Source organism: Pseudomonas sp. BF-RE-22, from assembly GCF_019956155.1.
GTDB classification, from domain to species: Bacteria; Pseudomonadota; Gammaproteobacteria; order Pseudomonadales; family Pseudomonadaceae; genus Aquipseudomonas; species Aquipseudomonas migulae.
Genome location: NZ_JAHBDD010000025.1, coordinates 21,458 through 42,686, shown reverse-complemented (window position 1 = coordinate 42,686; position 21,229 = coordinate 21,458). Strand labels below are relative to the sequence as shown.

20 protein-coding genes are annotated in these 21,229 nt (G+C 62.2%); 4 read left to right on the top strand and 16 right to left on the bottom strand.

What is annotated here, in order from left to right; translation table 11 throughout:
- Positions 1-101: 101 nt before the first annotated feature.
- The 12 genes from KGA82_RS15045 to KGA82_RS14990 form a co-directional block, all read right to left on the bottom strand.
- A complete protein-coding gene (locus KGA82_RS15045) occupies positions 102-1,130 on the bottom strand; it encodes a trans-3-hydroxy-L-proline dehydratase (RefSeq protein WP_008024643.1) in 1,029 nt (342 codons plus the stop codon).
- A 126-nt stretch (positions 1,131-1,256) separates the two neighbouring features.
- The gene (locus KGA82_RS15040; protein ID WP_008042626.1) at positions 1,257-1,979 is read right to left on the bottom strand and encodes an amino acid ABC transporter ATP-binding protein; all 723 of its coding nucleotides are present in this window, start codon (positions 1,977-1,979) and stop codon (positions 1,257-1,259) included.
- Positions 1,972-2,622: an amino acid ABC transporter permease gene (locus KGA82_RS15035; protein ID WP_008024645.1), complete on the bottom strand. Its 651-nt coding sequence runs from the start codon at positions 2,620-2,622 to the stop codon at positions 1,972-1,974. The genes KGA82_RS15040 and KGA82_RS15035 overlap by 8 nt, the downstream gene beginning before the upstream one ends.
- Before the next feature lie 10 nt (positions 2,623-2,632).
- Entirely contained in the window at positions 2,633-3,298 is a 666-nt protein-coding gene (locus KGA82_RS15030) for an amino acid ABC transporter permease (RefSeq protein ID WP_008024646.1), read from the bottom strand.
- Entirely contained in the window at positions 3,291-5,069 is a 1,779-nt protein-coding gene (locus KGA82_RS15025; protein ID WP_223451018.1) for an aconitase X, read from the bottom strand. Before KGA82_RS15025 ends, KGA82_RS15030 begins: the two co-directional genes overlap by 8 nt.
- Positions 5,070-5,079: 10 nt before the next feature.
- Complete coding sequence (locus KGA82_RS15020; protein WP_008024648.1) at positions 5,080-5,898, bottom strand: transporter substrate-binding domain-containing protein; 819 nt, start codon at positions 5,896-5,898, stop codon at positions 5,080-5,082.
- Positions 5,899-6,127: 229 nt separating this feature from the next.
- A complete protein-coding gene (locus KGA82_RS15015) occupies positions 6,128-6,877 on the bottom strand; it encodes an AraC family transcriptional regulator (protein WP_192229187.1) in 750 nt (249 codons plus the stop codon).
- A gap of 74 nt (positions 6,878-6,951) precedes the next feature.
- Complete coding sequence (locus tag KGA82_RS15010; RefSeq protein WP_223451009.1) at positions 6,952-8,208, bottom strand: FAD/NAD(P)-binding oxidoreductase; 1,257 nt, start codon at positions 8,206-8,208, stop codon at positions 6,952-6,954.
- A complete protein-coding gene (locus KGA82_RS15005; RefSeq protein WP_008042619.1) occupies positions 8,205-8,441 on the bottom strand; it encodes a 2Fe-2S iron-sulfur cluster-binding protein in 237 nt (78 codons plus the stop codon). Before KGA82_RS15005 ends, KGA82_RS15010 begins: the two co-directional genes overlap by 4 nt.
- Complete coding sequence (locus KGA82_RS15000) at positions 8,434-9,549, bottom strand: NAD(P)/FAD-dependent oxidoreductase (RefSeq protein ID WP_223451007.1); 1,116 nt, start codon at positions 9,547-9,549, stop codon at positions 8,434-8,436. Before KGA82_RS15000 ends, KGA82_RS15005 begins: the two co-directional genes overlap by 8 nt.
- Positions 9,546-10,478 (bottom strand): 4-hydroxyproline epimerase, encoded by a 933-nt coding sequence (locus tag KGA82_RS14995; protein ID WP_223436323.1) that lies wholly within the window; start codon positions 10,476-10,478, stop codon positions 9,546-9,548. The genes KGA82_RS15000 and KGA82_RS14995 overlap by 4 nt, the downstream gene beginning before the upstream one ends.
- A 114-nt stretch (positions 10,479-10,592) precedes the next feature.
- Complete coding sequence (locus KGA82_RS14990) at positions 10,593-11,264, bottom strand: GntR family transcriptional regulator (RefSeq protein WP_223451005.1); 672 nt, start codon at positions 11,262-11,264, stop codon at positions 10,593-10,595.
- 282 nt (positions 11,265-11,546) lie between these two features.
- Between KGA82_RS14990 and KGA82_RS14985 the strand changes: the two genes are divergently transcribed.
- Together KGA82_RS14985 and KGA82_RS14980 are read left to right on the top strand one after the other, a co-directional pair.
- The gene (locus KGA82_RS14985) at positions 11,547-13,586 is read left to right on the top strand and encodes an FAD-dependent oxidoreductase (RefSeq protein ID WP_223451002.1); all 2,040 of its coding nucleotides are present in this window, start codon (positions 11,547-11,549) and stop codon (positions 13,584-13,586) included.
- A gap of 167 nt (positions 13,587-13,753) precedes the next feature.
- Positions 13,754-14,689 (top strand): 1-aminocyclopropane-1-carboxylate deaminase/D-cysteine desulfhydrase, encoded by a 936-nt coding sequence (locus KGA82_RS14980; protein WP_223450998.1) that lies wholly within the window; start codon positions 13,754-13,756, stop codon positions 14,687-14,689.
- 102 nt (positions 14,690-14,791) lie between these two features.
- Here the strand turns inward: KGA82_RS14980 and KGA82_RS14975 are convergent, their stop codons facing one another.
- The 3 genes from KGA82_RS14975 to KGA82_RS14965 all read right to left on the bottom strand — a co-directional run bounded on the left by KGA82_RS14975 (position 14,792) and on the right by KGA82_RS14965 (position 17,681).
- Positions 14,792-15,352: a cytochrome b gene (locus tag KGA82_RS14975; RefSeq protein ID WP_223450994.1), complete on the bottom strand. Its 561-nt coding sequence runs from the start codon at positions 15,350-15,352 to the stop codon at positions 14,792-14,794.
- A gap of 269 nt (positions 15,353-15,621) precedes the next feature.
- The gene (gene phnX, locus KGA82_RS14970) at positions 15,622-16,449 is read right to left on the bottom strand and encodes a phosphonoacetaldehyde hydrolase (protein ID WP_008040487.1); all 828 of its coding nucleotides are present in this window, start codon (positions 16,447-16,449) and stop codon (positions 15,622-15,624) included.
- A gap of 122 nt (positions 16,450-16,571) precedes the next feature.
- Positions 16,572-17,681 carry a 2-aminoethylphosphonate--pyruvate transaminase gene (locus KGA82_RS14965; RefSeq protein ID WP_223450993.1) on the bottom strand — a complete coding sequence of 370 codons (1,110 nt, stop codon included), beginning with the start codon at positions 17,679-17,681 and terminating at the stop codon, positions 16,572-16,574.
- A gap of 109 nt (positions 17,682-17,790) precedes the next feature.
- On the opposite strand from KGA82_RS14965, the gene KGA82_RS14960 reads away from it, so the two are divergent.
- Positions 17,791-18,654, top strand: a complete 864-nt coding sequence (locus tag KGA82_RS14960; RefSeq protein WP_008029619.1) for a LysR substrate-binding domain-containing protein — start codon at positions 17,791-17,793, stop codon at positions 18,652-18,654.
- Between the two features lie 107 nt (positions 18,655-18,761).
- Here the strand turns inward: KGA82_RS14960 and KGA82_RS14955 are convergent, their stop codons facing one another.
- The gene (locus KGA82_RS14955; protein ID WP_192229194.1) at positions 18,762-19,634 is read right to left on the bottom strand and encodes a LysR family transcriptional regulator; all 873 of its coding nucleotides are present in this window, start codon (positions 19,632-19,634) and stop codon (positions 18,762-18,764) included.
- Between the two features lie 268 nt (positions 19,635-19,902).
- Between KGA82_RS14955 and KGA82_RS14950 the strand changes: the two genes are divergently transcribed.
- A complete protein-coding gene (locus KGA82_RS14950) occupies positions 19,903-21,228 on the top strand; it encodes an MFS transporter (protein WP_223450992.1) in 1,326 nt (441 codons plus the stop codon).
- Position 21,229: the final 1 nt, after the last annotated feature.

The following is a 21,229-nucleotide window of genomic DNA, read 5'->3' as shown; positions in this document are numbered from 1 at the left end:
TCGTATACGATATTTAAAATGAAAAAATTCGGCTAGTGCTTTTTTCAGGTTTGTGGGGTTTTTGTCAGCCGTCGGTCGGGGTGGTCAGTGCTTCAGAGTGTTCAGGCACCGGGCCAGGTGTCTGACAGTCGATAGCCTTGTGGCCACGGATCGTTTGGATCGAGCAGCAATTGATGGGTGCCGGTAATCCAGGCCCGGCCGGAAATGCAGGGGTAGATAGCGGGGCGTCCGGCCACTTCGGTCAGCGAGTCAATCCGACAGTGGAATTCGGAGCCGATAATCGAGCGACCGATAAAGCGCTCGCCAACGCGCATCAAACCCTTGGCGTGCAACACCGCCATGCGCGCCGAGCAACCCGTGCCGGTCGGCGAGCGGTCGATCTTGCCCGGTTGAATCACCACCGCGTTGGCGCCGGTGGCAATGCCGTTCTCGTGGACGACGGGCGCGGCGATCTGGCAAAAGGAAATGTGTGACCACTCAGGGTTCAACGGATGCACAAAGCCCAATTGCTCGTTGGCGGCACGGGTGATTTTCAGCCCGACCGCCACCAGGTCGGCGGCTTCATCGGGGCGGATTGAAAAACCCAGTTCCCTGGCATCGGCGATCACAAAGCTGTCACCGCCATAGGCGGTATCGACTTTGAGGGAGCCGACACCTTCCACTTCGATCCACGCGTCGAGGCGATCGGCGAAGGACGGCACGTTTTTGATTTCCACCCGTTCGACCTTGCCGTCACGGCAATCGGCCACGGCTTCGATCAGGCCGCCGGGGGCTTCGAGCACCAGCCGGGTTTGCGGTTCGGTCATTGGCACAATACCGGTGTCGAGCAACACGGTGGCCACGCACAGGGAATTGGAGCCGGACATCGGCGGGGTATCCGCCGGTTCCATGATGATCCAGGCCATGTGCGCCCGCGGGTCCTTGGCCGGCACCAGCAGGTTGACGTGGCGAAACACCCCGCCACGCGGCTCGTTGAGCACGAAGTTGCGCAGGGTTTCATCCCTGGCGATCCAGCGTGATTGTTCCCAGACTGTGGCACCGGGCGGTGGTGCGACGCCGCCGACAATCACGTCGCCGACTTCGCCTTCGGCGTGGCAGCTGACTACATGAATCACTTTTGATGAGCGCATGGTTTGCTCCTTGTTTTGTCTGTTCGGGCCTCATCGCCGGCAAGCCGGTCTCGCTCCCACAGGGATCTGTGGCGCTCACAAAACACTGTGGGAGCGAGACCGGCTTGCCGGCGATGGGGCCATCCGTTATTTCACCGACTTCAAAAACGCAGCAGTTTCCGCATGCACCGGATTACCAATCACCTGATCCGGCGAACCAATCTCATGCACCAGGCCGTTGCGAAAGAACGCCACGCGGTCGGACACGTCCCGGGCGAAGCGGATCTCGTGCGTCACCAGCACCATGGTCATGCCGTCTTCGGCGAGCATGCGCATGGTGTCCAGCACTTCGCCGACCAATTGTGGATCGAGGGCCGAGGTGGCTTCGTCGAACAGCATGTAGTCCGGTGACATCGCCAAGGCGCGGGCAATGGCCATGCGTTGTTGCTGGCCGCCCGAAAGCTTGCCGGGGAACACCTTGAGCTTGTCGCCCAGGCCAACGTGAGTCAGTTGCTGCACGGCCAGCGCCTCGGCTTCGGCCTTGCTTTTGCCCAGGACCTTGCGCGGTGCGAGCATCACGTTTTCCAGCACGGTCAGGTGCGGGAAGGCATTCCATTGCTGGAACACGATGCCGATTTTCTGCCGCAGGTGATTGAGGTCGGTTGCGCGGTGATGCACCTCGACGCCATCCACGCGGATGTTGCCTTTCTGGATCGGTTCCAGGCCATTGATGCACATCAGCAGGGTCGATTTTCCCGAGCCGGAGCCGCCGATGATGGACACCACTTCGCCCTTGTTCACGGTCAGGCTGACACCCTTGACCACATCAAGGTCGCCGAAGGATTTGTGTACGTTGTCGATCTCAATCATTTTCTTGCCACCTTCTTTCCAGACGAGCGCCGAGGCGTGCGACCACCAGGCTCATGACGTAGTAGATAAGGCCCGCGATGCACAGCACCAGCAGCGGTTCCTGAATGCGGGTCACGATGGTTTGCGAGGCGCGCAGCAGTTCGACGATGCCGATCCACATCACCAGCGCGGTGTCTTTCATCACCCCGAGCACCAGGTTCAGCCAGCCGGGGAAGGCTACCCGCGAGGCCATCGGCAGGACGATCCAGCGCAGGTCCTGGAAGAAACTCAGGCCCAGTGAACGGCTGGCCCGGCGCAAGGTCAGCGGTACCGACAGCACGCCGCCGCGCACGATCTCGGTGAAGTACGCGGCGGCGTAAACCCCGAGCACGATGCAGCCCACGCTGAAAGCACTGATGTTCAGGCCGACGATGCTCTTGAGCGAGTTGAACAGCACGAACTGGATCAGCAGCGGCACGCTGCGAAACACGTCCAGTACCCATGCCAGTGGCAGGCTGGCCCGTGGCAACAGCGCACGCAGCAGGCCGAACACCAGCCCGGCGAATGTGCCGAGCAGGATCGCCCAGCAAGTCAGTTGCAGCGTGATCCAGGCGCCGTTAAGCAGGAACAGCAGGTCGTTCCAGGAAAAACCGGTGGAAAACATAGTCACGTCCTCAGTAACGGAACAGCCGCCAGGCCATCAGCCGGGCCGTCGCGACGATCGCCTTGGCAATCAGGTAATACAGCACCGCGGCGATGGTGAAATATTCGAAGGTGCGGAACGTCTTGACGTTGTAGTCCTGGGTCACGCCGGTGAGATCGTTGTTGAGCCCGACAATCACCCCCAGCGACGTCATCAACACCGCCCAGACCATCTGGTTGCTCAACGGGTAGAACACGATCCGCAACAGTTGCGGGACGATGATCATCCGGTAGGCCTGGAAGGCACTCATGCCCAGCGAGCGCGCAGCCCGCACTTGTGTGCCGGGCACTGCCTTGAGCCCGCCGCGAAAGTTTTCCGCGAGATAGCCGGCATTGTTGAAGGTGATCCCGGCCAACAGCGCGAGCCAGGAACTGACGTGCAGGCCCATTGAGCCGAGGCCGAAGTACAGGATGTAGATCTGGAACAGCGACGGGGTATTACGGGCAATCGACACCCAGCCGTTGCCGATACCGCGTAGCAGCGGGTGTCTGGTTTCACGCATGACTGTCAGGGCCAGGGCGATCAGTACGCCGAAAATCATCGACAGCGCGGCGGTCTCGAACGTGACCCAGGCACCGGCGAGCATGTCCGGCAAGGCGCGCAGGGTGGCGCGCCATTGGAAGGTGTAATCAAACATGCGCGAGGCTCTCCATCAGCAAGGCAGGTTGCAACCAGCTCGGCAGTCGCCCGCTGGCGCTGCCAGTGCAAGCGGATTCAACGCACTCGGCGAGGCTGGCGAAGTGCACTTTTCGCCCCACCAGACCGGGTGCGTAATGGGCGTATTTGCCCGAGTTGGTCATTAAGGTTGTGGCGGCTGGCGGGATCACCGGCTCGCCGAGCATGCACCAGCAGGTGTCCGTCACCAGGGTGGCGCCGAAGGCTTCAATGACGCCGATGTGTCCGGCGTCACGCGCCTGTTCCAGCACCGCACGACCGCACGTGATGGCGAGCACCACCTCGGGGTGTTTGTGCCGGCCGTGACACAGCCGCGCGAGTCGGGCGAACTCGCTGAGCGAGAAGTGCGGGTTACCCAGCGAGACCACCTCCACGTGGTTGTCACGGGCACTGTTGAGCTCGCGCCAACTGCCCAGCAGGTCCGCCAGGCGGATTGTTTCCACAGGCACCGGGACGTCGGCTTCCAGCGCTTGTGCAGGGTCGAGTGCTTCCGGTGTGACCCCGGCGATATGAAATAACGGCGCGGCCGACGTGGTGGCGAACGCCGCACCGAAGGCTTTCAGATCGTCGAGGTCTGGCTGGTACTGTTCCAGCCCGAACACCAGCGGGATCCGGCTGCCCGCGAGGGCTCCGATGTGGTAGCCGAGCAAGGGGTAAAACGCATCGTCGAGTTCGCCCAATTCCGGTAATTCAATGCGCAGGCGGGCTTTGCGTGGCGCTTCCAGATGACAACCGATCAGCGGCGCGCGGCCGGTCAGGGCGATGCAGATATCCAGATAGTCCGGGTACTTCAACGTGCGCGCACCGAGCACGCTGTTGGCGTAGACCACCGCGTTGGATTCGGCCCAGACGATCTGCTCGCCGGCCTTCGGTGCGGTGTCGAGCAAGTAGGGGGCGCAGGTGAAACTTAGCTGCGCACCCATCGCCATGTAGGCATCGCCCAAGGCACTGGCCGGTTCGCCGAGCAACGGGTCGATGCCCAACGCTCGCCAGCGGCGCTGGTCCACGGAAATTGAATTGAGGGTGGTGGGCACGCGAACCTTTGCGCCCCAGTGCACCAGTTGTTCGGCAAAGCGCAGGCTCGCCGGTCCCGTGTAAATACAACCGTCGATGTGGGCCTGAGCGATATCCACCAGTTGGTGGGCGCCTTGCAGTTCGGCCATGCGCAGGACAATCTGCATGGCCATCTGCGCGGCTTTGCCATGCTCGCCGTCGAGCAGCGAGCGGTCGAACCCGGTGAGCTCAATCGACTCGTTGGTTTCACCTGTGTGCATAAGTGTTTCGGTTGGCTGCCAGCCATCGATGGGCACGTGATCGAACATCGCCAGCGAGGCGCCTTCGACTCGGGCGAAGGCTTTGCCGCGCAAGGTAGCAAAGGCCTCCCGGCCGATGCACAGCACCGGCAGGGAGCGCTCGAAAATGGTCTGCGCCACCAGCACGCCCAAGGTCAGGATCTCATCGGCTTCGGCCAGGACCAAAGCGGCCGGAGCATGACCGTTGCTGATCAACTCCATCAGCACGCTGCTGCCGGTACACGAACCGCGACCACTGGGAATGGCCAGCACACGACCGTGCAGATGTTCGCCGCTGAGCGGATGGTGGCGGTCGATGACTTCACCCGTACAAGGGTCGACGCCGCCCCAGAAGCTCAGCCCGACATCGGCAAACAGCAGCGCGCCCTGGGCGGAGCCCGGGACCAGGTTACGACCAATGAGAGCAGTGGACCCAGGCATGCCGGACACCTTAGTAGTAGACCTTTGGCACGGTCAGGTCGGTCGGCGGGATTTCAGTGCCGACCCATTTGGTGAACAACTCGTTGTAGCGACCGCTGCGCACCTGCTGGTTGACGAACAGGTTGAGGTAGTTGAGCAGGCCGTACTCATTGCGCTTGGCACCCAGGGACACGTAGTCGATGGTGTAAGGCGCGTTGCCGGCGATTTTCAGGTTTTTGTATTTGCCCGACTTGATCGTCGCGGCGGCGACGGTATTGGTCACCACCGTGGCGTCGATGTGACCCTGGGCCACCGCCAGCAGCGTGTCGTTTTGTGACTGGTAGGCGCGGAAGGTGCCGCTGCCCCATTTCTTCACATCGCCCTCCAGCGCGATGGCCTCAAAAGTGCCGCTGGTGTTGCCCAGCGCTTTGCCCTTGATGTCGTTGAAGCTGTTGATGCCAGTGTTGTCGCGGGTCAGCACGACCATCTGGAAGGCGAAGTACGGCACGGTCAGGCCAACGGTCTTGGCCCGTTCGAGGGTGTCGGAGGTCGAGGCGACGATCACGTCAGCCCGTCCGGAGATCAGCGCCGGAATGCGGTCCGGGAACGGCGTTTCCACCACTTCGGCCTCGACCCCGAGGATCTTCGCCAGGTCGTTGCAATAGTCCACGTCGAAACCGGCAGGAGCGTTGCTGGCATCGCGGAAACCCATGGGCGGGAAGTCCAGGGTCACGGCGCAGCGCAGCTTGCCGGAACCGATAATGTCGTCGAGCTTGTCAGCCTGCGCGGTGGCAATGAAGGAGGTACTGAGAACAGCGCTGAGGGCTACGGCAAATGCGGGGTTTTTCATAGAGGCCTCGTTCTGTGGATGTGCTGTTGAATATCGTATTGGGGATTTCGTATACGATATTAACAATAGCAATGGCCGTGCCGTTTTTGCGTTTACCGCCGAATTTTTGCCAACCCTTGAAGCAGGGCGGCTCAGCGCAAGCGAGCGGGGCAACGCTACGACGGTGTTGGTCGAGGAGGTGTTACGGAAGGGAGCACGCAGGGTGCGCAGCGCCCCTTAAAGGAACATTTTAACGACGGCTATCGCGGTACTGGCTGGGCGAAAGACTGGTGAGGGCGCGGAATTGGCGGCTGAACGCACTGTGGTCGGTGTAGCCGCAGCGCAGAGCGATTTCGGTGATCGGCAGGTCGGTGTCGAGCAACAGGCGCGAGCCTTCTTCCAGGCGGGATTTGTGGATCATCTGCCGTGGCGTGAGCTGGAACACCCGTTTGCAATGGCGTTCCAGTTGCGCCACAGAGAAACCGGCGATGGCCGTCAGTTCAGCAAGGCTGATCGGTCGGGCGAAATGACGGCGAATGTGTGCGTCCACCGCTGCCAGTTTCTGGAACGCCGGATGGTTGGACTGGGGCAGTTGCAGGTCGCGGGAAATGCCGGCGAGGCCGACGATCCGCCCTTGTTCGTCATGCAGGGCGAGTTTGTGGGTCAGGCACCAGACTGGCTGGTTGCCGAAATACAGGTGCAGTTCCAGTTGATCCGCCAGTTCACGGCCGGTGGACAGCACGCGCCGATCCTGCTCGGTGTACAGCGGGCCAAATCGTGCCGGGAAGACCTGGTCCGCCGTCAGCCCGAGCAGTTGCCCGCTGTGCTTGAAACCACACCGTCGAGCCAGGGTCTGGTTGACGAAGACATAACGCGCCTCGCTGTCCTTGATGAAGAACACCACGTCCGCCAGGGTGTCGAGCAGCGTCGCGATGGGCTGCAGACTGCTCAGCAGCGTCGGCAAATCGCAGGGTTTGAACTGATTGAGTAAGGGGAACATAGCGCTGGGGGCCTGGTGGCAACTACCGGGATCATAAAGACTCGGCAGTGCCCCCGAAACCCCGGAGCGAGCGTTTACGCGGGCGGGGTGTCGTCCAGGCACATCAGGGTTTCGATTCGTGCCGGGCTGAACGGCGGTCGCGGGGCCGAGGGTTGCCAGTCGAACAGGTACTGCAAGGCGCCGCCACACACTCGCCCCTGACAGGCGCCCATGCCGCAGCGGCTGGCCAGTTTTGCCCCGCGCCAGTCAGCGTGCCCGGCCAGTGCCGCGTAGGGCACGTCTTCGCAGCGACAGACCAGCGTGTCGGCCTGCGCCAGTGACTTGAGGTGCGGGTTGAGGCTGAACGCGCTGTTCAACGCCTTGGCGAAACCCTGCCAACGCGTCCGACGCGGCCACAATTGGCGTGCCGCTGCGGTGTTACCGACGGCGGCATGCCCGGCAATGGCCCCTTCGACCAACGCCAGTTCACTGCCACCGAAACCGGTGCATTCGCCAGCGGCGTAGTGATCGGCAAGGCTCGTGGCTTGCCAGGCATCGACCGCGAGCGCCGTGCCGTCGAGTGCGCAACCCAGCGCCTGACCGAGTTGAATATTGGGAATCAGGCCGAAACCACAGGCCAGGCGATCACAGGCCAGTTCGACGATTTTGCCCTGTTGCCGCAGTCGCACACCTTCCAGCCGTTCATTACCCAAGGCTGCCACGACGTGGGAGCCGGTGCGGTAATGACGATCAAACAGGCTGAAGGATTGCACAAGCTTGCCCGGCCAACGTGGCAGTTGCAGGGCGAACCCGGCGACCGCAACCGAGGAGGCTTGCTCGGCAATACTCAGCACGTGGGCGCCGTTGTGTTTCGCGGTGGCCGCACTGGCCAGTAACAACGGCCCGCTACCGGCGATCACCACGCGTTCGTCCTGCACCGGCAGGCCGCCCTTGATCAACGCCTGGAGTCCTCCAGCCCCCGTCACACCCGGCAATGTCCAGCCGGGGAAGGGCAGCAGCAACTCACGGGCGCCGGTGCACAAAATCAGTTTGTCGTAGCCGATCAGCCATCCGTGATCGGCGTCTTCCACCAGCAATTGTTTGGGGCCGGAACAGGCGATCACACGAGTGCCGCTGTAGTGGCGAATATTGCTGTTGGCGTGCAGGCGCTCGCGCATCTGCCGTGCCTGATTCGGCAGGCTGGCCTGAGGCCCGTCGCGCCAGATCTGGCCTCCCGGCAACGGGTTGTCGTCGAGCACGATAATGCGGGCGCCACTGGGTGCGGCGGCGAGGGCGGCGCTCATACCGGCGGGGCCGGCACCGATGATCAGCAAATCGGCGAATTCGTTCATGGTCGGGTCCGCACCTGCATGCCGTCATGACACAGCGTCTGGCAGGCCAGTCGGCGGCGTCCGTCGATGGTCACCCGGCATTCCTGGCAGATGCCCATGCCGCACAGCGGTGCGCGCCGCTGACCGCTGACCGAGGTGCGAGTGCACCCGTCGTCGGCCAAGGCTAATGCCGCGGCGACAGTCGTACCTTCGGCGACCCGCAGGGTGCGGCCGTCCAGGACCAAATCAGGCATACACGGCCTCCCCGAGAAAACGTTGCGGCAGATAGGCTTGCGCCGCCAATGGCGGCGTCTCATTGAACAGTTGCGCGACCAGAATATCGGCGGTGCCGGGGGCCGTGGTGACCCCCAGTCCCTCGTGACCGACCGCCAGCCACAAACCTTTGCGCGATGGGTGCTCACCAATCAGCGGCAGCCCGTCGGGGCTGGCGGCGCGAAAACCGGTCCAGGCGCGGATGCCGTTGAGCTGGGCCAGGCCCGGCATGTACTCGGTGGCGCGCTTGAGCATTTTCGCAAGCATCCAGCCTTCGACCTGCGGGTCGGTGGTGCCGAATTGTCGCGAGGCGCCGATGAACAGTTGTCCGGTCGGCCGGGGCTGAATGTTGCAGGCGGTCGATGGCCCTGTGGCGTTGTGGGCGCTGGTGACATAGCCGAGCTCCACCAGCGTGTGGGTGACCTTGCCGGGATAGCGGTCGGTGATCAGCAAGTGGCCTTTTTTCGGCTCGATCGGCAACTCGGGGCACAGGTCGTTGGCCTGGATGCCATTGGCCAATATGACTGCCTCCGCGCTCAACCACTGGCCGTCATCGAGTCGCACGCGATTGCCATCGACCTCGCTGACCCGCGCCCGACGTTGTTCGATGTCGGCGGAGTCGAGCATCCAGTTGGCGGTCGCCGGAGCGTAGAGAATGCCGTCGCCGTTGATCAACAAACCGCCTTCGAGGTCTTCGCGCAGTTCAGGTTCACGGGCGCGCAAGGCGTTACGAGCGATCAACTCGCAGGCAACGCCCTGGGTCTGAAGGTTCAGGTATTTGCTGTGGGCCACGGCCATTTCTTCGGCATTGGCTGCCAGCCACAACGTCCCGTTGCTGCGGTAAGCGCAGCCTTCAGGCAAGTCCGGCGCCAGTTCGCGCCAGCGTTGCAGCGAGTATTGGCTCAGGGCCAGCTCGGCCGGGTTGTCGTCGAGCACCAGCAAGTGGCCCATACCGGCGGCCGTCGCGCTGTGCAAACCGGCGTCCAGCACCAGCACGCGCAAGCCGCGCCGGGCCAGCGCCTGGGCGCACGCGGCACCGATGATGCCGGCGCCGATCACGATGACATCGGCCTCCAGGCCTTGGCTCATGGACGAATGCCCCAGGCGAACGGGTCGTCCTGTTCGATGATCAGGCTGGCCTCGGCGCTGATGAAGGCGCGGCCACGAATCGTCGGTACGATGCGCTCGCCGTGCTGTTCGTAGGAGCCTTCGAACTCGCTGCCGATGACGCTCGCCTGGCGCCAGATCTGGCCCGGCTGCAATTTGTCATCGGCCGCCAGGCACGCCAGTTTTGCACTGGTGCCGGTGCCGCAAGGCGAGCGGTCGTAGGCCTTGCCGGGGCAGAGCACAAAGTTGCGGCTGTCGGCCTGCTCATCCTCGGCGAACAGTTCGACGTGGTCGATCAACCCGCCGTCTTCGCCACGTATCCCCTGAACGTCCAGTGCTTGTTGCACGGCGAAGGTGTAGGCGGTCAACGCATCAAGGTTGTCGCTGGCAACGCGCAGACCATGCCCGGCGATCAGGAAAAACCAGTTGCCACCCCAGGCAATATCACCGACCACCTCGCCAATTCCCGGCACCTGCAACGCCACGGCTTTGCGATAACGGTAGGCCGGCACGTTGCGCACGCTGACGGAGTGGTCGTCGTGCAAGGTTGCCTGCACCGTGCCGACCGGCGTTTCGATGCTGTGCACGCCTGGTCCGATTTTGCCAAGGTGAGCAAGCGACGCCACCAGGCCGATGGTGCCGTGGCCGCACATGCCGAGGTAACCCGAGTTATTGAAGAAGATCACCCCGGCACAGGCCGCAGGGTCAACCGGTTCGCACAGCAGTGCGCCGACCAGCACATCACTGCCTCGCGGTTCGAGCACGCAGGCGGTGCGCCATTGGTCATGGTGTTCAGCCAGCCGTTGAAGACGTTCGGCCATGCTGCCGGTGCCCAGCTCGGGAAAACCGGAGGTCACCAGGCGGGTGGGTTCGCCGCCGGTGTGGGAGTCAATCACGGTGATACGTTTCATGAGTGGGCCACGTCCGTTCAGATGAGTGAACGCAAGAGTGGCCCGTGCGGGGGCTTGCAGGCTTGATGGTTTTACCCGGTGCCGATGACGAAATCGGCACAGTACCGCGGTCTGTCAGTGGTGGTGGGGCAGGTGCTCGAACAGGGTTTTGCAGACCCCGGCGATGTGTTCGTCCAGCAGCTTCACCGCCCGGTCGACGTCACCGGCGCGACAGGCTTCGAGGATCTCCCGGTGTTCGTGATCGGCGCGTTCCTTGCCTGCGGAAAGGCTCATTTGCATGCGCAGGTAACGTTCCAGTTTGTCGTTCACCGAACGGATCAGGCTCACCAGAAACGGACGTTGTGCCGGTTCATAGAGGCAGGCGTGCAGTTCCCAATTGAGCTCGGCCCAACGTCCCACATCATCTTCGCCGACGAACTCCTGGCAGATGCGTTCGGCCCGGGCGAAGGTTTCTTCGGTCATGTTGGGAATGGCCAGGCGAAGCACCTTGTCTTCGAGCAACATGCGCACTTCGAACATCTGCGCCAGCTCGGCATCGGACACCCGTGTGACCATCGCCCCGCGATTGCGCTGGAACATCACCAGGCCTTCGGCTTCCAGGCGCTTGAGGGCCTCACGCACCGGGATCTTGCTGACGTTGAACTGCCGGGCGATGTCGTCCTGGCGAATCGGCTCGTCCTCGGCGAAATGCCCGGCGACGATGGCGTCACGCAGATGGCGGGTGATGATTTCAGATGTCGAAGGCGCATTGCCCAAGTCTGGAGCATTGAATTTGGGAAGGGTCACGGCGGCAGTCGTTCGGATTGAGTTGGAGATATGGTATACGAATTTTCATTGGGTTCAGTGCACTTGCGCTGCCTTTCGACAGCCGCACCCTGACTCCCTGCCGTTAATTGCAGAGGAGATGGCGCAAACGTCCGACACCCGAGCCGTTGCGCATTTGGATCATTAAGTTGTCAGTTTCGGTCATTGAGCGGCCGGGGGAGTGCTCATAGTCTGTTACACATGACAGAGGGGCGCCAAAGAGCGCCCACACTTTTTCCGTGAACGCTCGTTGTGGAGTTACCGATGACCGCCGCTCATTACCCGCACCTGTTGGCTCCGTTGGACCTGGGTTTTACCACGTTGCGCAACCGCACCCTGATGGGGTCGATGCACACCGGTCTTGAGGAAAAACCCGGCGGCTTTGAACGCATGGCTGCTTTCTTCGCCGAGCGCGCCCGTGGCGGTGTCGGCCTGATGGTCACTGGCGGTATCGGCCCGAACGACGAAGGCGGTGTGTATTCCGGCGCGGCCAAACTGACCACCCTCGAAGAAGCGCTCAAGCATCAGATCGTGACCCGCGCGGTGCACGAGGCGGGCGGCAAGATCTGCATGCAGATTCTGCATGCCGGCCGTTATGCCTACAGCCCGAAGCAAGTTGCGCCGAGCGCCATTCAGGCGCCGATCAATCCGTTCAAGCCCAAAGAGCTGGACGAGGAAGGCATCGAGAAGCAGATCAGCGATTTCGTCACCTGCTCGACCCTGGCGCAAACAGCCGAGTACGACGGCGTCGAGATCATGGGCTCCGAAGGTTATTTCATTAACCAGTTCCTCGCGGCTCACACCAACCACCGCACCGACCGCTGGGGCGGCAGCTACGAAAACCGCATGCGCCTGCCGGTGGAAATCGTCCGCCGTGTACGCGAAGCCGTAGGCCCGAATTTCATCATTATCTTCCGCCTGTCGATGCTCGACCTGGTGGAAGGCGGCAGCAGCTGGGAAGAAATCGTGACCCTGGCCAAGGCCATCGAACAGGCCGGTGCAACCATTATCAACACCGGCATCGGCTGGCACGAAGCGCGGATTCCGACCATCGCCACCAAAGTGCCGCGCGCGGCGTTCAGCAAAGTCACCGCCAAGCTGCGCGGCTCGGTGAGCATTCCGCTGATCACCACCAACCGCATCAACACTCCGGAAATCGCCGAGCAGATTCTTGCCGAAGGCGATGCCGACATGGTCTCCATGGCGCGGCCGTTCCTCGCCGACGCCGACTTCGTCAACAAGGCCGCTGAGGGCCGTGCCGATGAAATCAACACCTGCATCGGTTGCAACCAGGCGTGCCTCGATCACACGTTTGGCGGCAAGTTGACCACTTGCCTGGTGAACCCGCGGGCCTGCCATGAAACCGAACTCAACTACCTGCCGGTGCAGCAGATCAAGAAAATCGCCGTGGTCGGTGCCGGCCCTGCGGGTCTGTCGGCCGCAACCGTGGCTGCCGAGCGTGGTCATCAGGTGACGCTGTTCGATTCGGCCAGCGAAATCGGCGGTCAGTTCAACATCGCCAAACGCGTGCCGGGCAAGGAAGAGTTCTTTGAAACCCTGCGCTACTTCAACCGCAAGTTGCAAACCACCAACGTCGAGGTCTGCCTGAACACTCGGGTCGATGTGGCGAAACTGGTTGAAGGCGGTTACGACGAAATCATCCTCGCCACCGGCATCGCGCCGCGTGTGCCGGCGATTCCGGGCGTCGAGAACGCCAAGGTGTTGAGCTACCTGGACGTGATTCTTGAGCGTAAGCCGGTGGGCAAACGGGTCGCCGTGATCGGCGCGGGCGGGATTGGTTTCGACGTGTCCGAGTTCCTGGTGCATCAGGGCGTTGCCACCAGCCTGGACCGTGAAGCGTTCTGGAAAGAGTGGGGCATCGACACGCTTCTTCAGGCGCGTGGCGGTGTCGCCGGCATCAAGGCTGAGCCGCATGCACCGGCGCGTGAAGTGTTCCTGCTGCAACGCAAGAAATCCAAGGTCGGCGACGGCCTGGGCAAGACCACCGGCTGGATTCACCGCACCGGTCTGAAGAACAAGCAGGTGCAGATGCTCAACAGCGTCGAATACCTGAAGATCGACGACGAAGGTTTGCACATCCGCATCGGCGAAACCGGCGAGCCGCAAGTGCTGCCGGTGGACAACATCGTGATCTGCGCCGGGCAGGATCCGTTGCGCGAGTTGCAGGACGGGTTGGTTGCGGCAGGGCAGAACGTGCATTTGATTGGCGGCGCGGATGTGGCGGCGGAGCTGGATGCGAAGCGGGCGATCAATCAGGGTTCGCGGTTGGCTGCTGAGCTTTAACAGCAGGTCCAGCGTGCCAATGGCCTTCGCGGGCAAGCCTCGCTCCTACAGGTGCTGTGTCGTTCACAAAATTGATAAACGACACAGCACCTGTAGGAGCGAGGCTTGCCCGCGAAGGCGTCCTCAAGGCTGCTAATATGCCGGCTCTTTACCCAGAGCCAGCGCCAATGCTTTTCCCGCCCAACGACTGGCTCCCCAAAGCCCCCCTCGACCACCTTCATCTCGACTGGCTCGAAAGCACCGGCATCGAAGTCGCCATCCTGCGCCTGGACCAGATCGATCCGCTGATCAGCGGCAACAAGTGGTTCAAGCTCATCGAACACCTCAAAGCGGCTGACCTTGCCGCAGCCAAAGGCATCATCAGCCTCGGCGGTGCTCACTCCAATCATCTTCATGCACTGGCTGCCGCCGGCAAGCGCTTCGGTTTCACGACCGTGGGTTTACTGCGCGGCCATCCGCAGGAAACGCCCACAGTGAGCGACTTGCAAGTCTTCGGCATGCAGTTGCACTGGCTCGGTTATGGCGGCTATCGCGCGCGGCACGATGCGGGTTTCTGGGAACCCTGGCAGGCGCAATACCCTGATCTGTTTGCGGTGCCGGAAGGTGGCGGCGGTTTGTCGGGGGCGAAGGGCTGCATGCAACTGAAGTCGATGGTCGGCGCGCAACTGAACGGTCTGGGCTGGAGCGACTACGACGGCTGGTGGCTGGCCTGCGGAACGGGCACCACGCTGGCCGGCCTGGCGTTGGCTGAAGGGGGGGATCATCCGGTTTATGGCGCGCTGGCGGTGCCCGACGATCATGGCGTGGCGCAGCAAATCGCATCGATCGTGCAGGAAGCGGGCTTGCAGAATGCGGCTTATGAATTGCTGGATGCCAGTCGCGGCGGTTTCGCCAAAGTCGATCCGCTGTTACTCGAATTCATCGAGCAAACCGAACAGGCCAGTGGCATTCCCCTTGAACCGCTGTACACCGGCAAAGCGCTGCTGGCGCTCAAGCAGCAAGTCGAAGCCGGACGATTCGCACAGGGTACGCGACTGATCTTCATCCACACCGGCGGCTTGCAGGGCCGCCGCGGATTTTCGTCGCAACTCATACCCCTGTAGGAGCGAGGCTTGCCCGCGAACACAGGCGACGCGGTCTGTCCGACAAACCTCGTCATCGTTCTTCGCGGGCAAGCCTCGCTCCTACAGGGGAGGGCGTTGTTTTCAGGTATCACGGTTTACGCGCTTGGGCATCATCCGCAGCAGGGTGTTGTCGCCCACCACATAGTGGTGATAAATCCCCGCCACGGCGTGCAGCCCGATCAGCCAGTAACCGATGGTGCCGCCGAGTACATGCCAGCCTTCGATTTGCTTGGCCAACTCCTTGTCCTCTGACAGCAGCATCGGCAGATCAATGCCATAGAACATCACCTGATGCCCCTTGGCGCTGGTGACCAGCCAACCCAGAATCGGCATGGCGATCATGAACAGGTACAGCGCCCAATGCATCAATCTGGCCAGCACGGTCTGCCAGTGCGGCGAAGCGGGGAAGATCTGCGGTGCCGGGCCTAGGCTGCGTGCGAACAGCCGCAACCACACCAGCACAAACACCGTCAGACCGAGCATGAAATGCGCTTCAACGATCAGCGTTCGGCCACCACTGCCTTTGGGAAAGATTCCGCGAAATTCGATGCTGGCGTAAACCACCGCGAGCAACACCAGCATCAACCAATGCAGCGTGATCGACACGGTGCTGTAGCGTGAGTCGGAGTTCTTCCAGGGCATACGGCGTTCCTCACAGGTCGGGTCAGGTCACCGTTCTTGGTTGACGGTGTGCGTTAACTGTAAGCCTGTTTCGCACGGTTTGCCTCAAGCCATTGGCGGTTCAATGCTCTAAGTCAGGTGATTGAGCAAAAAAACACAATTCCCCCTGTAGGAGCGAGCGGTGCGGCGATCCGACTTGCCCGCGAAGGCGTCTGAACATTCAACATGGATGTCGGCAGATAGTACGCCTTCGCGGGCAAGCCTCGCTCCTACGGGGGGAATGCGGTGGATCAGTTGGTTTGCGGCATCTCGCCGTTGGCCAGGCGCTGGTTGATGTCGGCGATCACGGCCGGCAAATCGGTGATGGTGTCGATCATGTAGTGCGGGCGCGAGCCTTCGAACAGTGCGTGGATACGCTTGCGTTCGCTGTCCAGTTCGTCACTGCCGAGGGCGCGATAACCTTCGTAGTCCAGGCCCAGCGCGTTGCCCGAGCAGATCAGCGCCACGGTCCACATGCCGGCGCGACGACCTTCCAGAATGCCTGGCACGGTGTCGTCGATCTTCACGCACGCGGCGACATCGTCGATGCCCAGGGCGATCACGTTGGCCAGTGCCTGAGCCGGCCATGGGCGGCCGTTGGGCACTTCGTCGGTGGCGACCACGTGATCGGCGACGTAGCCGTTGGTGGCGGCGAGTTCGACCACTTTGTCCATGACCTGTTTCGGGTAGCCGGAGCAGGAACCGATCTTGATCCCTTGCGCACGCAGGTTGGCGATGGTCTCCAGCGCGCCGGGGATCAGCGCCGAGTGCTCGGCGATTTTTTCGATTTGCAGCGGCATGAAGCGTTGGTAAATCGCAGTGACGTCATCGTCGGTCGGCGTGCGGCCGAAGGCCTTGCGATAACGTTCGGCGACTGCCGGCTGATCACACAGGGTGCGGATGTGATCCCACTTGCCCATGCCCATCGGGCCACGGGCTTCTTCGATGGACACCTGGACGTCGAATTCGGCGAAGGCTTCGACAAAAATCTGGGTTGGGGCGAAGGAGCCGAAGTCGACCACGGTGCCGGCCCAGTCAAGAATGGCGGCTTGCAGTTTGGTTGGGTTTGCGTAGTTCATTTTTTTGATCCTGTAGGAGCGAGGCTTGCCCGCGAAGAACGATGACGAGGTTTGTCGGACAGACCGCGTCGCCTGTGTTCGCGGGCTAGCCTCGCTCCTACAGGGACGGCGGTGTCTGTGGTTCAGATTTCGAGCACTTCCATCTCGCGCAGCACTTGGGCAATCGCCGCCACCGCCGCGTGCATCTCGGCCTGGTTGACGTGGCCGATGCAGCCGACGCGGAAGGTTTCGACCTGGGTCAATTTGCCGGGATAGAGGATGAATCCCTTGGCCTTGACGCGTTCGTAGAACTCCTTGAACTGGTAACGCGGGTCTTTCGGTGCGTGGAAAGTGACGATGATCGGCGCCTGGATCGCGGCGGGCAGGAAGCTGCGCAAGCCGAGCCTGGCCATGTCATCGAGCAACACTTTGCAGTTGTCGGCGTAGCGCTGATGCCGCGCCGGCAAACCGCCTTCTTCGTTGTATTGCAGCAGGGCTTCGTGCAGCGCCGCGACCACATGGGTTGGCGGGGTGAAGCGCCATTGGCCGGTCTTGGCCATGTAGGTGTGCTGGTCGAACAGGTCCATCGCCAGCGAATGCGAGTTGCCGGCGGCATTTGCCAGCGCGTCTTTGCGAGCGAAGACAAACCCCATCCCCGGCACGCCTTCCAGGCATTTGCCCGAGGCGGCGATCAGCGCGTCGAACGGCACCTGTTGCGCATCCACCGGCAACGCGCCGAAGGAGCTCATGGCGTCGATGATCAGGCGTTTGCCGTGTTGCGCAATGACCTGAGCGATTTCCGGCAGCGGGTTGAGGATGCCGGTGCTGGTTTCGCAGTGGATCAGCGCGACGTGGGTGATGCTGGCATCGGCCCGCAGCAGACGGTCTACGTCGGCGGCGGTGGTCGGTTCGTCTTCGGCGGTTTCAAAGGTGCTGAAGGCGCGGCCGAGCACTTCGCAGATTTTCGCCAGGCGTTTGCCGTAGGCGCCGTTGATCAGCACCAGGACTTTGCCGTCGCGAGGCACCAGCGTGCCGATTGCCGCTTCGACGGCGAAGGTGCCGCTGCCTTGCAGGGGCACGCAGTGGTGACTGTCGCCGCCGTTGATGATCGCCAGCAGTTGCTCGCAGAGGCTGGCGGTCAGTTGATTGAAGCGGTCATCCCATGAACCCCAGTCGACCATCATCGCCTGACGGGTGCGGGCCGACGTCGTCAACGGGCCGGGGGTGAGCAGGATGGGTTCGGCAGTACTCATTCTCGTGTCCTCGCAATCGATGGGATGAAGCTACGGGGCTTAAATTGCAATTTGCCGTGCTATCAATCAAATTGTTTGTTGTTATGCCAGCCATCAGTGAGGGTTATTCATGAACCTGTTCCAGCTCCGCGCCTTCGATGCGGTGGCCCGCGAGGGCAGCTTTACCCGGGCCGCTGCACGGCTGTTCATCAGCCAACCGGCGGTCACCGGGCACATCAAGGCGTTGGAGGAGCACTACCAGATCACCCTGCTGCGGCGCACCGCGCGTCGGGTCGAGCTGACGGAGGAGGGCACCAAACTCGCCGCGATCACCCGGGCGATGTTTGGTCTGGCCGAAGAAGCGCAAGTGATGCTGGAGGCCAATCGGCAATTGCTCACCGGGCGTCTGGAAGTGGCGGCGGATGGGCCGCACATGGTCATGCCGATGCTCGCGAGCCTGCGCGCGCGGTATCCGGGGATCACCGTGAACCTGCGCCTGGGCAATGCGCAGGAAACCCTGGCGGCGCTGTTGTCCGAGCATGCCGATGTGGCGGTGCTGACCGAGGTTGAGCCGCGCAAGGGTTTGCATTTGCAGGCGCTGAGCGAGTCGCGGATTTGTGCGCTGGTGCCTGAGGGGCATGCTTGGGCGCAGCGTTCGAAAGGGGTGCCGCTGAAGGAACTGGATCAGGTCATCATGGTGTTGCGCGAACCGAGTTCGATTACCCGACGCACGTTCGATGACGCTTGCGCCCAGGCGAAGGTGAGCCCTCGGGTGTTGCTGGAACTGGACAGTCGCGAGGCGGTGACCGAGGCCGTCGCGGCGCAGTTGGGGGTTGGCGTGGTGTCGTCGGTGGAGGTCAGCCACGACCCACGGGTGGCGGCGGTGCCGATTATTGGCGAGGGATTGGTGAACCGGCACATGATCGGGTGCATGGAGCGGCGGCGGGATTTGCGCTTGATTCAGGCGTTTTTCGAGTTGGCGCCGGTCAGTTAGACCGAGGTGCGGCCTTCGCGGGCAAGCCTCGCTCCTACAAGGTCGTATGCAACCTGTAGGAGCGAGCGGGCGGCGATCCGACTTGCCCGCGAAGGGGCCGGACCTGCCTAAGCAAGACTCTCGCGCACCATCTCCAGAAACGTCGCCACCACCCGCCGCGAACTCTGCTCGCGCAAACACACCAGCGTTTCCGTCAGCCGCCGCTTGCAGTCGGTGATCGGCAGCGCACACACCCGCGAATCCGCACCAAACTCCGCCGCCGAAACCACGCCCACCCCGATCCCCACGACCACAGCCTCACGCGCCGCCTCCCGGCCTTCGACCTGAATCGCCGGGCGAATCCGAAACCCGGCGCCAGCCATTTCCTCCTCCAGTGTCTGGCGCGTCACCGAGCCGATTTCCCGCAGCACCAGCGGCGTGTCGTCGAGGTCCGCGAGGCAGATCGACTCGCGGTCGGCCCACGGATGATTGCGCGAAACAAACGCCACCATCGGGTCATTGCGCAGCGGCAGCGAGATCAATCGTTCATCGCTGACATCGCGCCCGAGCAACGCCAGGTCCGCCTGATAGTTGAACAGTCGAAACAGCGATTCATCAGTGTTGCCGGTTTCGATCTTCACGCTGATGCCGGGGTAGCGCTCGCAGAACCGCGCGATCTGCGGCAGCACGTGCACCGGGGCGTCCACCGCCAGAATCAGGCTGCCGGTCTGCAACGCCTGCGAGTCGTGAAGCAACTCCTGCGCCTCGGCTTCGATGACGAACAATCGCTGGGTAATGCTCAACAAGCGCTCACCCAGATCGGTCAGGCGCACCGACCGTTTGTTGCGATGGAACAGCAATACCCCGAAGCGCTCTTCGAGTTTGCGCACCTGGTCGGAAATCGCCGGTTGCGTGAGAAAAAGCCGCTCGGCGGCTTTGGTGAAGCTTCCGTGAACAGCCACGGCATGGAAGGCTTTGAGCTGGGCGTGGGAAACCGACATCGAAACCTCCAGTAACAAGCTGAGCTTATATTTGAAATACGATAAATCGATTTCACTTATTAATCAGTAATTGTTTTTATCGGCTCCAGTCGCGGTGACTGGTCAGTCGAACAGCCTCCGTGACCATGAGCCTGCGCGTGCAACAGCAGGACTCATCTGACCGGTATCGCCAAAGGGACGCAGCGATATCGCAGTGCTCAACAATAAAAAACACAGGCGTTTTCTTCCAATTCTGCCGGCACACTCACACCCTGAGGTCAGAACCACAATGAACAAGCGCATCGGCACCATCAAGCGTTGGCGCGTGCAGATCTTCGCGATCACCTGGCTCGCCTACGCCGCTTTCTACTTCACCCGCAAAGCCTTTTCCGTGGCCAAACTGGGGATCGCCGAAGACCCCACCTTCATGCTCGACAAAATGGCCATGGCCAACCTCGACGCCATCTATCTCGCGGCCTACGCCATCGGCCAATTCACCTGGGGCATCCTCGCCGACCGCTTTGGCCCAAGGGTCGTGGTGCTCGGCGGCTTGCTGATTTCCGCTGCGGCTGCGCTGGTGATGGGCAGCTTCGCAACGTTACCGATTTTCGCTACCTGCATGCTGATTCAAGGGCTGGCCCAGTCCACCGGATGGTCGGGGCTGTGCAAGAACATCGGCAGTTTCTTCCCCGCCGAACAGCGCGGGCGAGTGCTGGGTTTATGGAGTTCCTGCTATGCCTTTGGCGGGCTCGTGGCGTCGCCGTTTGCCGGTTGGTGGGCGTACACGCTCATCGGCAGCTGGCATGCGGCGTTCTTTTCCAGTGCGGCGGTGGTTGGGCTGGTCGCCGTGCTGTTTTTTATTTTGCAACGCAACAAACCGCAAGACGTTGGCTTGCCAGCGATCGAACCGGAACCAGAGATGACCGCCGAAGAGGCGCATGCGCAAAGCAAGATCAGCGTGCTGGAACCGCTGAAGGAAATCCTGCGCAACCGCACGGTGCTGGTTCTCGGGCTCGCGTACTTCCTGCTGAAACCGGCGCGCTACGCGATTCTGTTGTGGGGGCCGGTGATCGTTTTCGAGCAGATGCCGACCGTGGGCAAGGTCGGTGCGGCGATCATCCCGACGGCGTTCGAACTGGCCGGGTTGCTCGGGCCGATCCTGCTCGGGCTGGCCTCGGACAAACTGTTCGGCGCCCGACGCATGCCGGCCTGCGTGATCAGTTTGCTTGCGTTGACCATTTCGCTGGCGTTGTTCATGGGTGCCTTGCACACCGGCAGTGTGATGCTGGTGGTGGCGCTGCTGTTCGTGATGGGCCTGACCCTGTACGGACCGGATTCGATGATCAGCGGCGCGGCGGCCATCGATTTCGGCACCGCCAAGGCCGGCGCCACGTCGGCGGGCTTCGTCAACGGTTGCGGCTCGGTCGGGGCGATTCTCGGCGGTTTGCTGCCGGGCTACTTCGACTCGGTCACCGTGTTCATTATCTTCGCCGGCTGCGCCTTGTTTTCAGCGCTGGTGCTGATCCCCTACTGGAATAGCCGCCCGGCTGGCCTGCGTGGCGAAACTGCATTCGTGCCGAACCGGCCGATGAGCGTCAAACCCCTGCGTACCTGAG

What these genes read in the sequence shown, in the direction of transcription:
- KGA82_RS15035 (WP_008024645.1), bottom strand. Translation starts at nt 2,622, where the DNA reads ATGTTTTCCACCGGTTTTTCCTGGAACGACCTGCTGTTCCTGCTTAAC.
- KGA82_RS15000 (WP_223451007.1), bottom strand. Translation starts at nt 9,549, where the DNA reads ATGAGCCAAGGCCTGGAGGCCGATGTCATCGTGATCGGCGCCGGCATC.
- KGA82_RS14980 (WP_223450998.1), top strand. Translation starts at nt 13,754, where the DNA reads ATGCTTTTCCCGCCCAACGACTGGCTCCCCAAAGCCCCCCTCGACCAC.
- phnX (WP_008040487.1), bottom strand. Translation starts at nt 16,449, where the DNA reads ATGAACTACGCAAACCCAACCAAACTGCAAGCCGCCATTCTTGACTGG.
- KGA82_RS14995 (WP_223436323.1), bottom strand. Translation starts at nt 10,478, where the DNA reads ATGAAACGTATCACCGTGATTGACTCCCACACCGGCGGCGAACCCACC.
- KGA82_RS15015 (WP_192229187.1), bottom strand. Translation starts at nt 6,877, where the DNA reads ATGTTCCCCTTACTCAATCAGTTCAAACCCTGCGATTTGCCGACGCTG.
- KGA82_RS15025 (WP_223451018.1), bottom strand. Translation starts at nt 5,069, where the DNA reads ATGCCTGGGTCCACTGCTCTCATTGGTCGTAACCTGGTCCCGGGCTCC.
- KGA82_RS14965 (WP_223450993.1), bottom strand. Translation starts at nt 17,681, where the DNA reads ATGAGTACTGCCGAACCCATCCTGCTCACCCCCGGCCCGTTGACGACG.
- KGA82_RS14950 (WP_223450992.1), top strand. Translation starts at nt 19,903, where the DNA reads ATGAACAAGCGCATCGGCACCATCAAGCGTTGGCGCGTGCAGATCTTC.
- KGA82_RS14960 (WP_008029619.1), top strand. Translation starts at nt 17,791, where the DNA reads ATGAACCTGTTCCAGCTCCGCGCCTTCGATGCGGTGGCCCGCGAGGGC.
- KGA82_RS14985 (WP_223451002.1), top strand. Translation starts at nt 11,547, where the DNA reads ATGACCGCCGCTCATTACCCGCACCTGTTGGCTCCGTTGGACCTGGGT.
- KGA82_RS15040 (WP_008042626.1), bottom strand. Translation starts at nt 1,979, where the DNA reads ATGATTGAGATCGACAACGTACACAAATCCTTCGGCGACCTTGATGTG.
- KGA82_RS15010 (WP_223451009.1), bottom strand. Translation starts at nt 8,208, where the DNA reads ATGAACGAATTCGCCGATTTGCTGATCATCGGTGCCGGCCCCGCCGGT.
- KGA82_RS14975 (WP_223450994.1), bottom strand. Translation starts at nt 15,352, where the DNA reads ATGCCCTGGAAGAACTCCGACTCACGCTACAGCACCGTGTCGATCACG.
- KGA82_RS15005 (WP_008042619.1), bottom strand. Translation starts at nt 8,441, where the DNA reads ATGCCTGATTTGGTCCTGGACGGCCGCACCCTGCGGGTCGCCGAAGGT.
- KGA82_RS15020 (WP_008024648.1), bottom strand. Translation starts at nt 5,898, where the DNA reads ATGAAAAACCCCGCATTTGCCGTAGCCCTCAGCGCTGTTCTCAGTACC.
- KGA82_RS14955 (WP_192229194.1), bottom strand. Translation starts at nt 19,634, where the DNA reads ATGTCGGTTTCCCACGCCCAGCTCAAAGCCTTCCATGCCGTGGCTGTT.
- KGA82_RS15030 (WP_008024646.1), bottom strand. Translation starts at nt 3,298, where the DNA reads ATGTTTGATTACACCTTCCAATGGCGCGCCACCCTGCGCGCCTTGCCG.
- KGA82_RS15045 (WP_008024643.1), bottom strand. Translation starts at nt 1,130, where the DNA reads ATGCGCTCATCAAAAGTGATTCATGTAGTCAGCTGCCACGCCGAAGGC.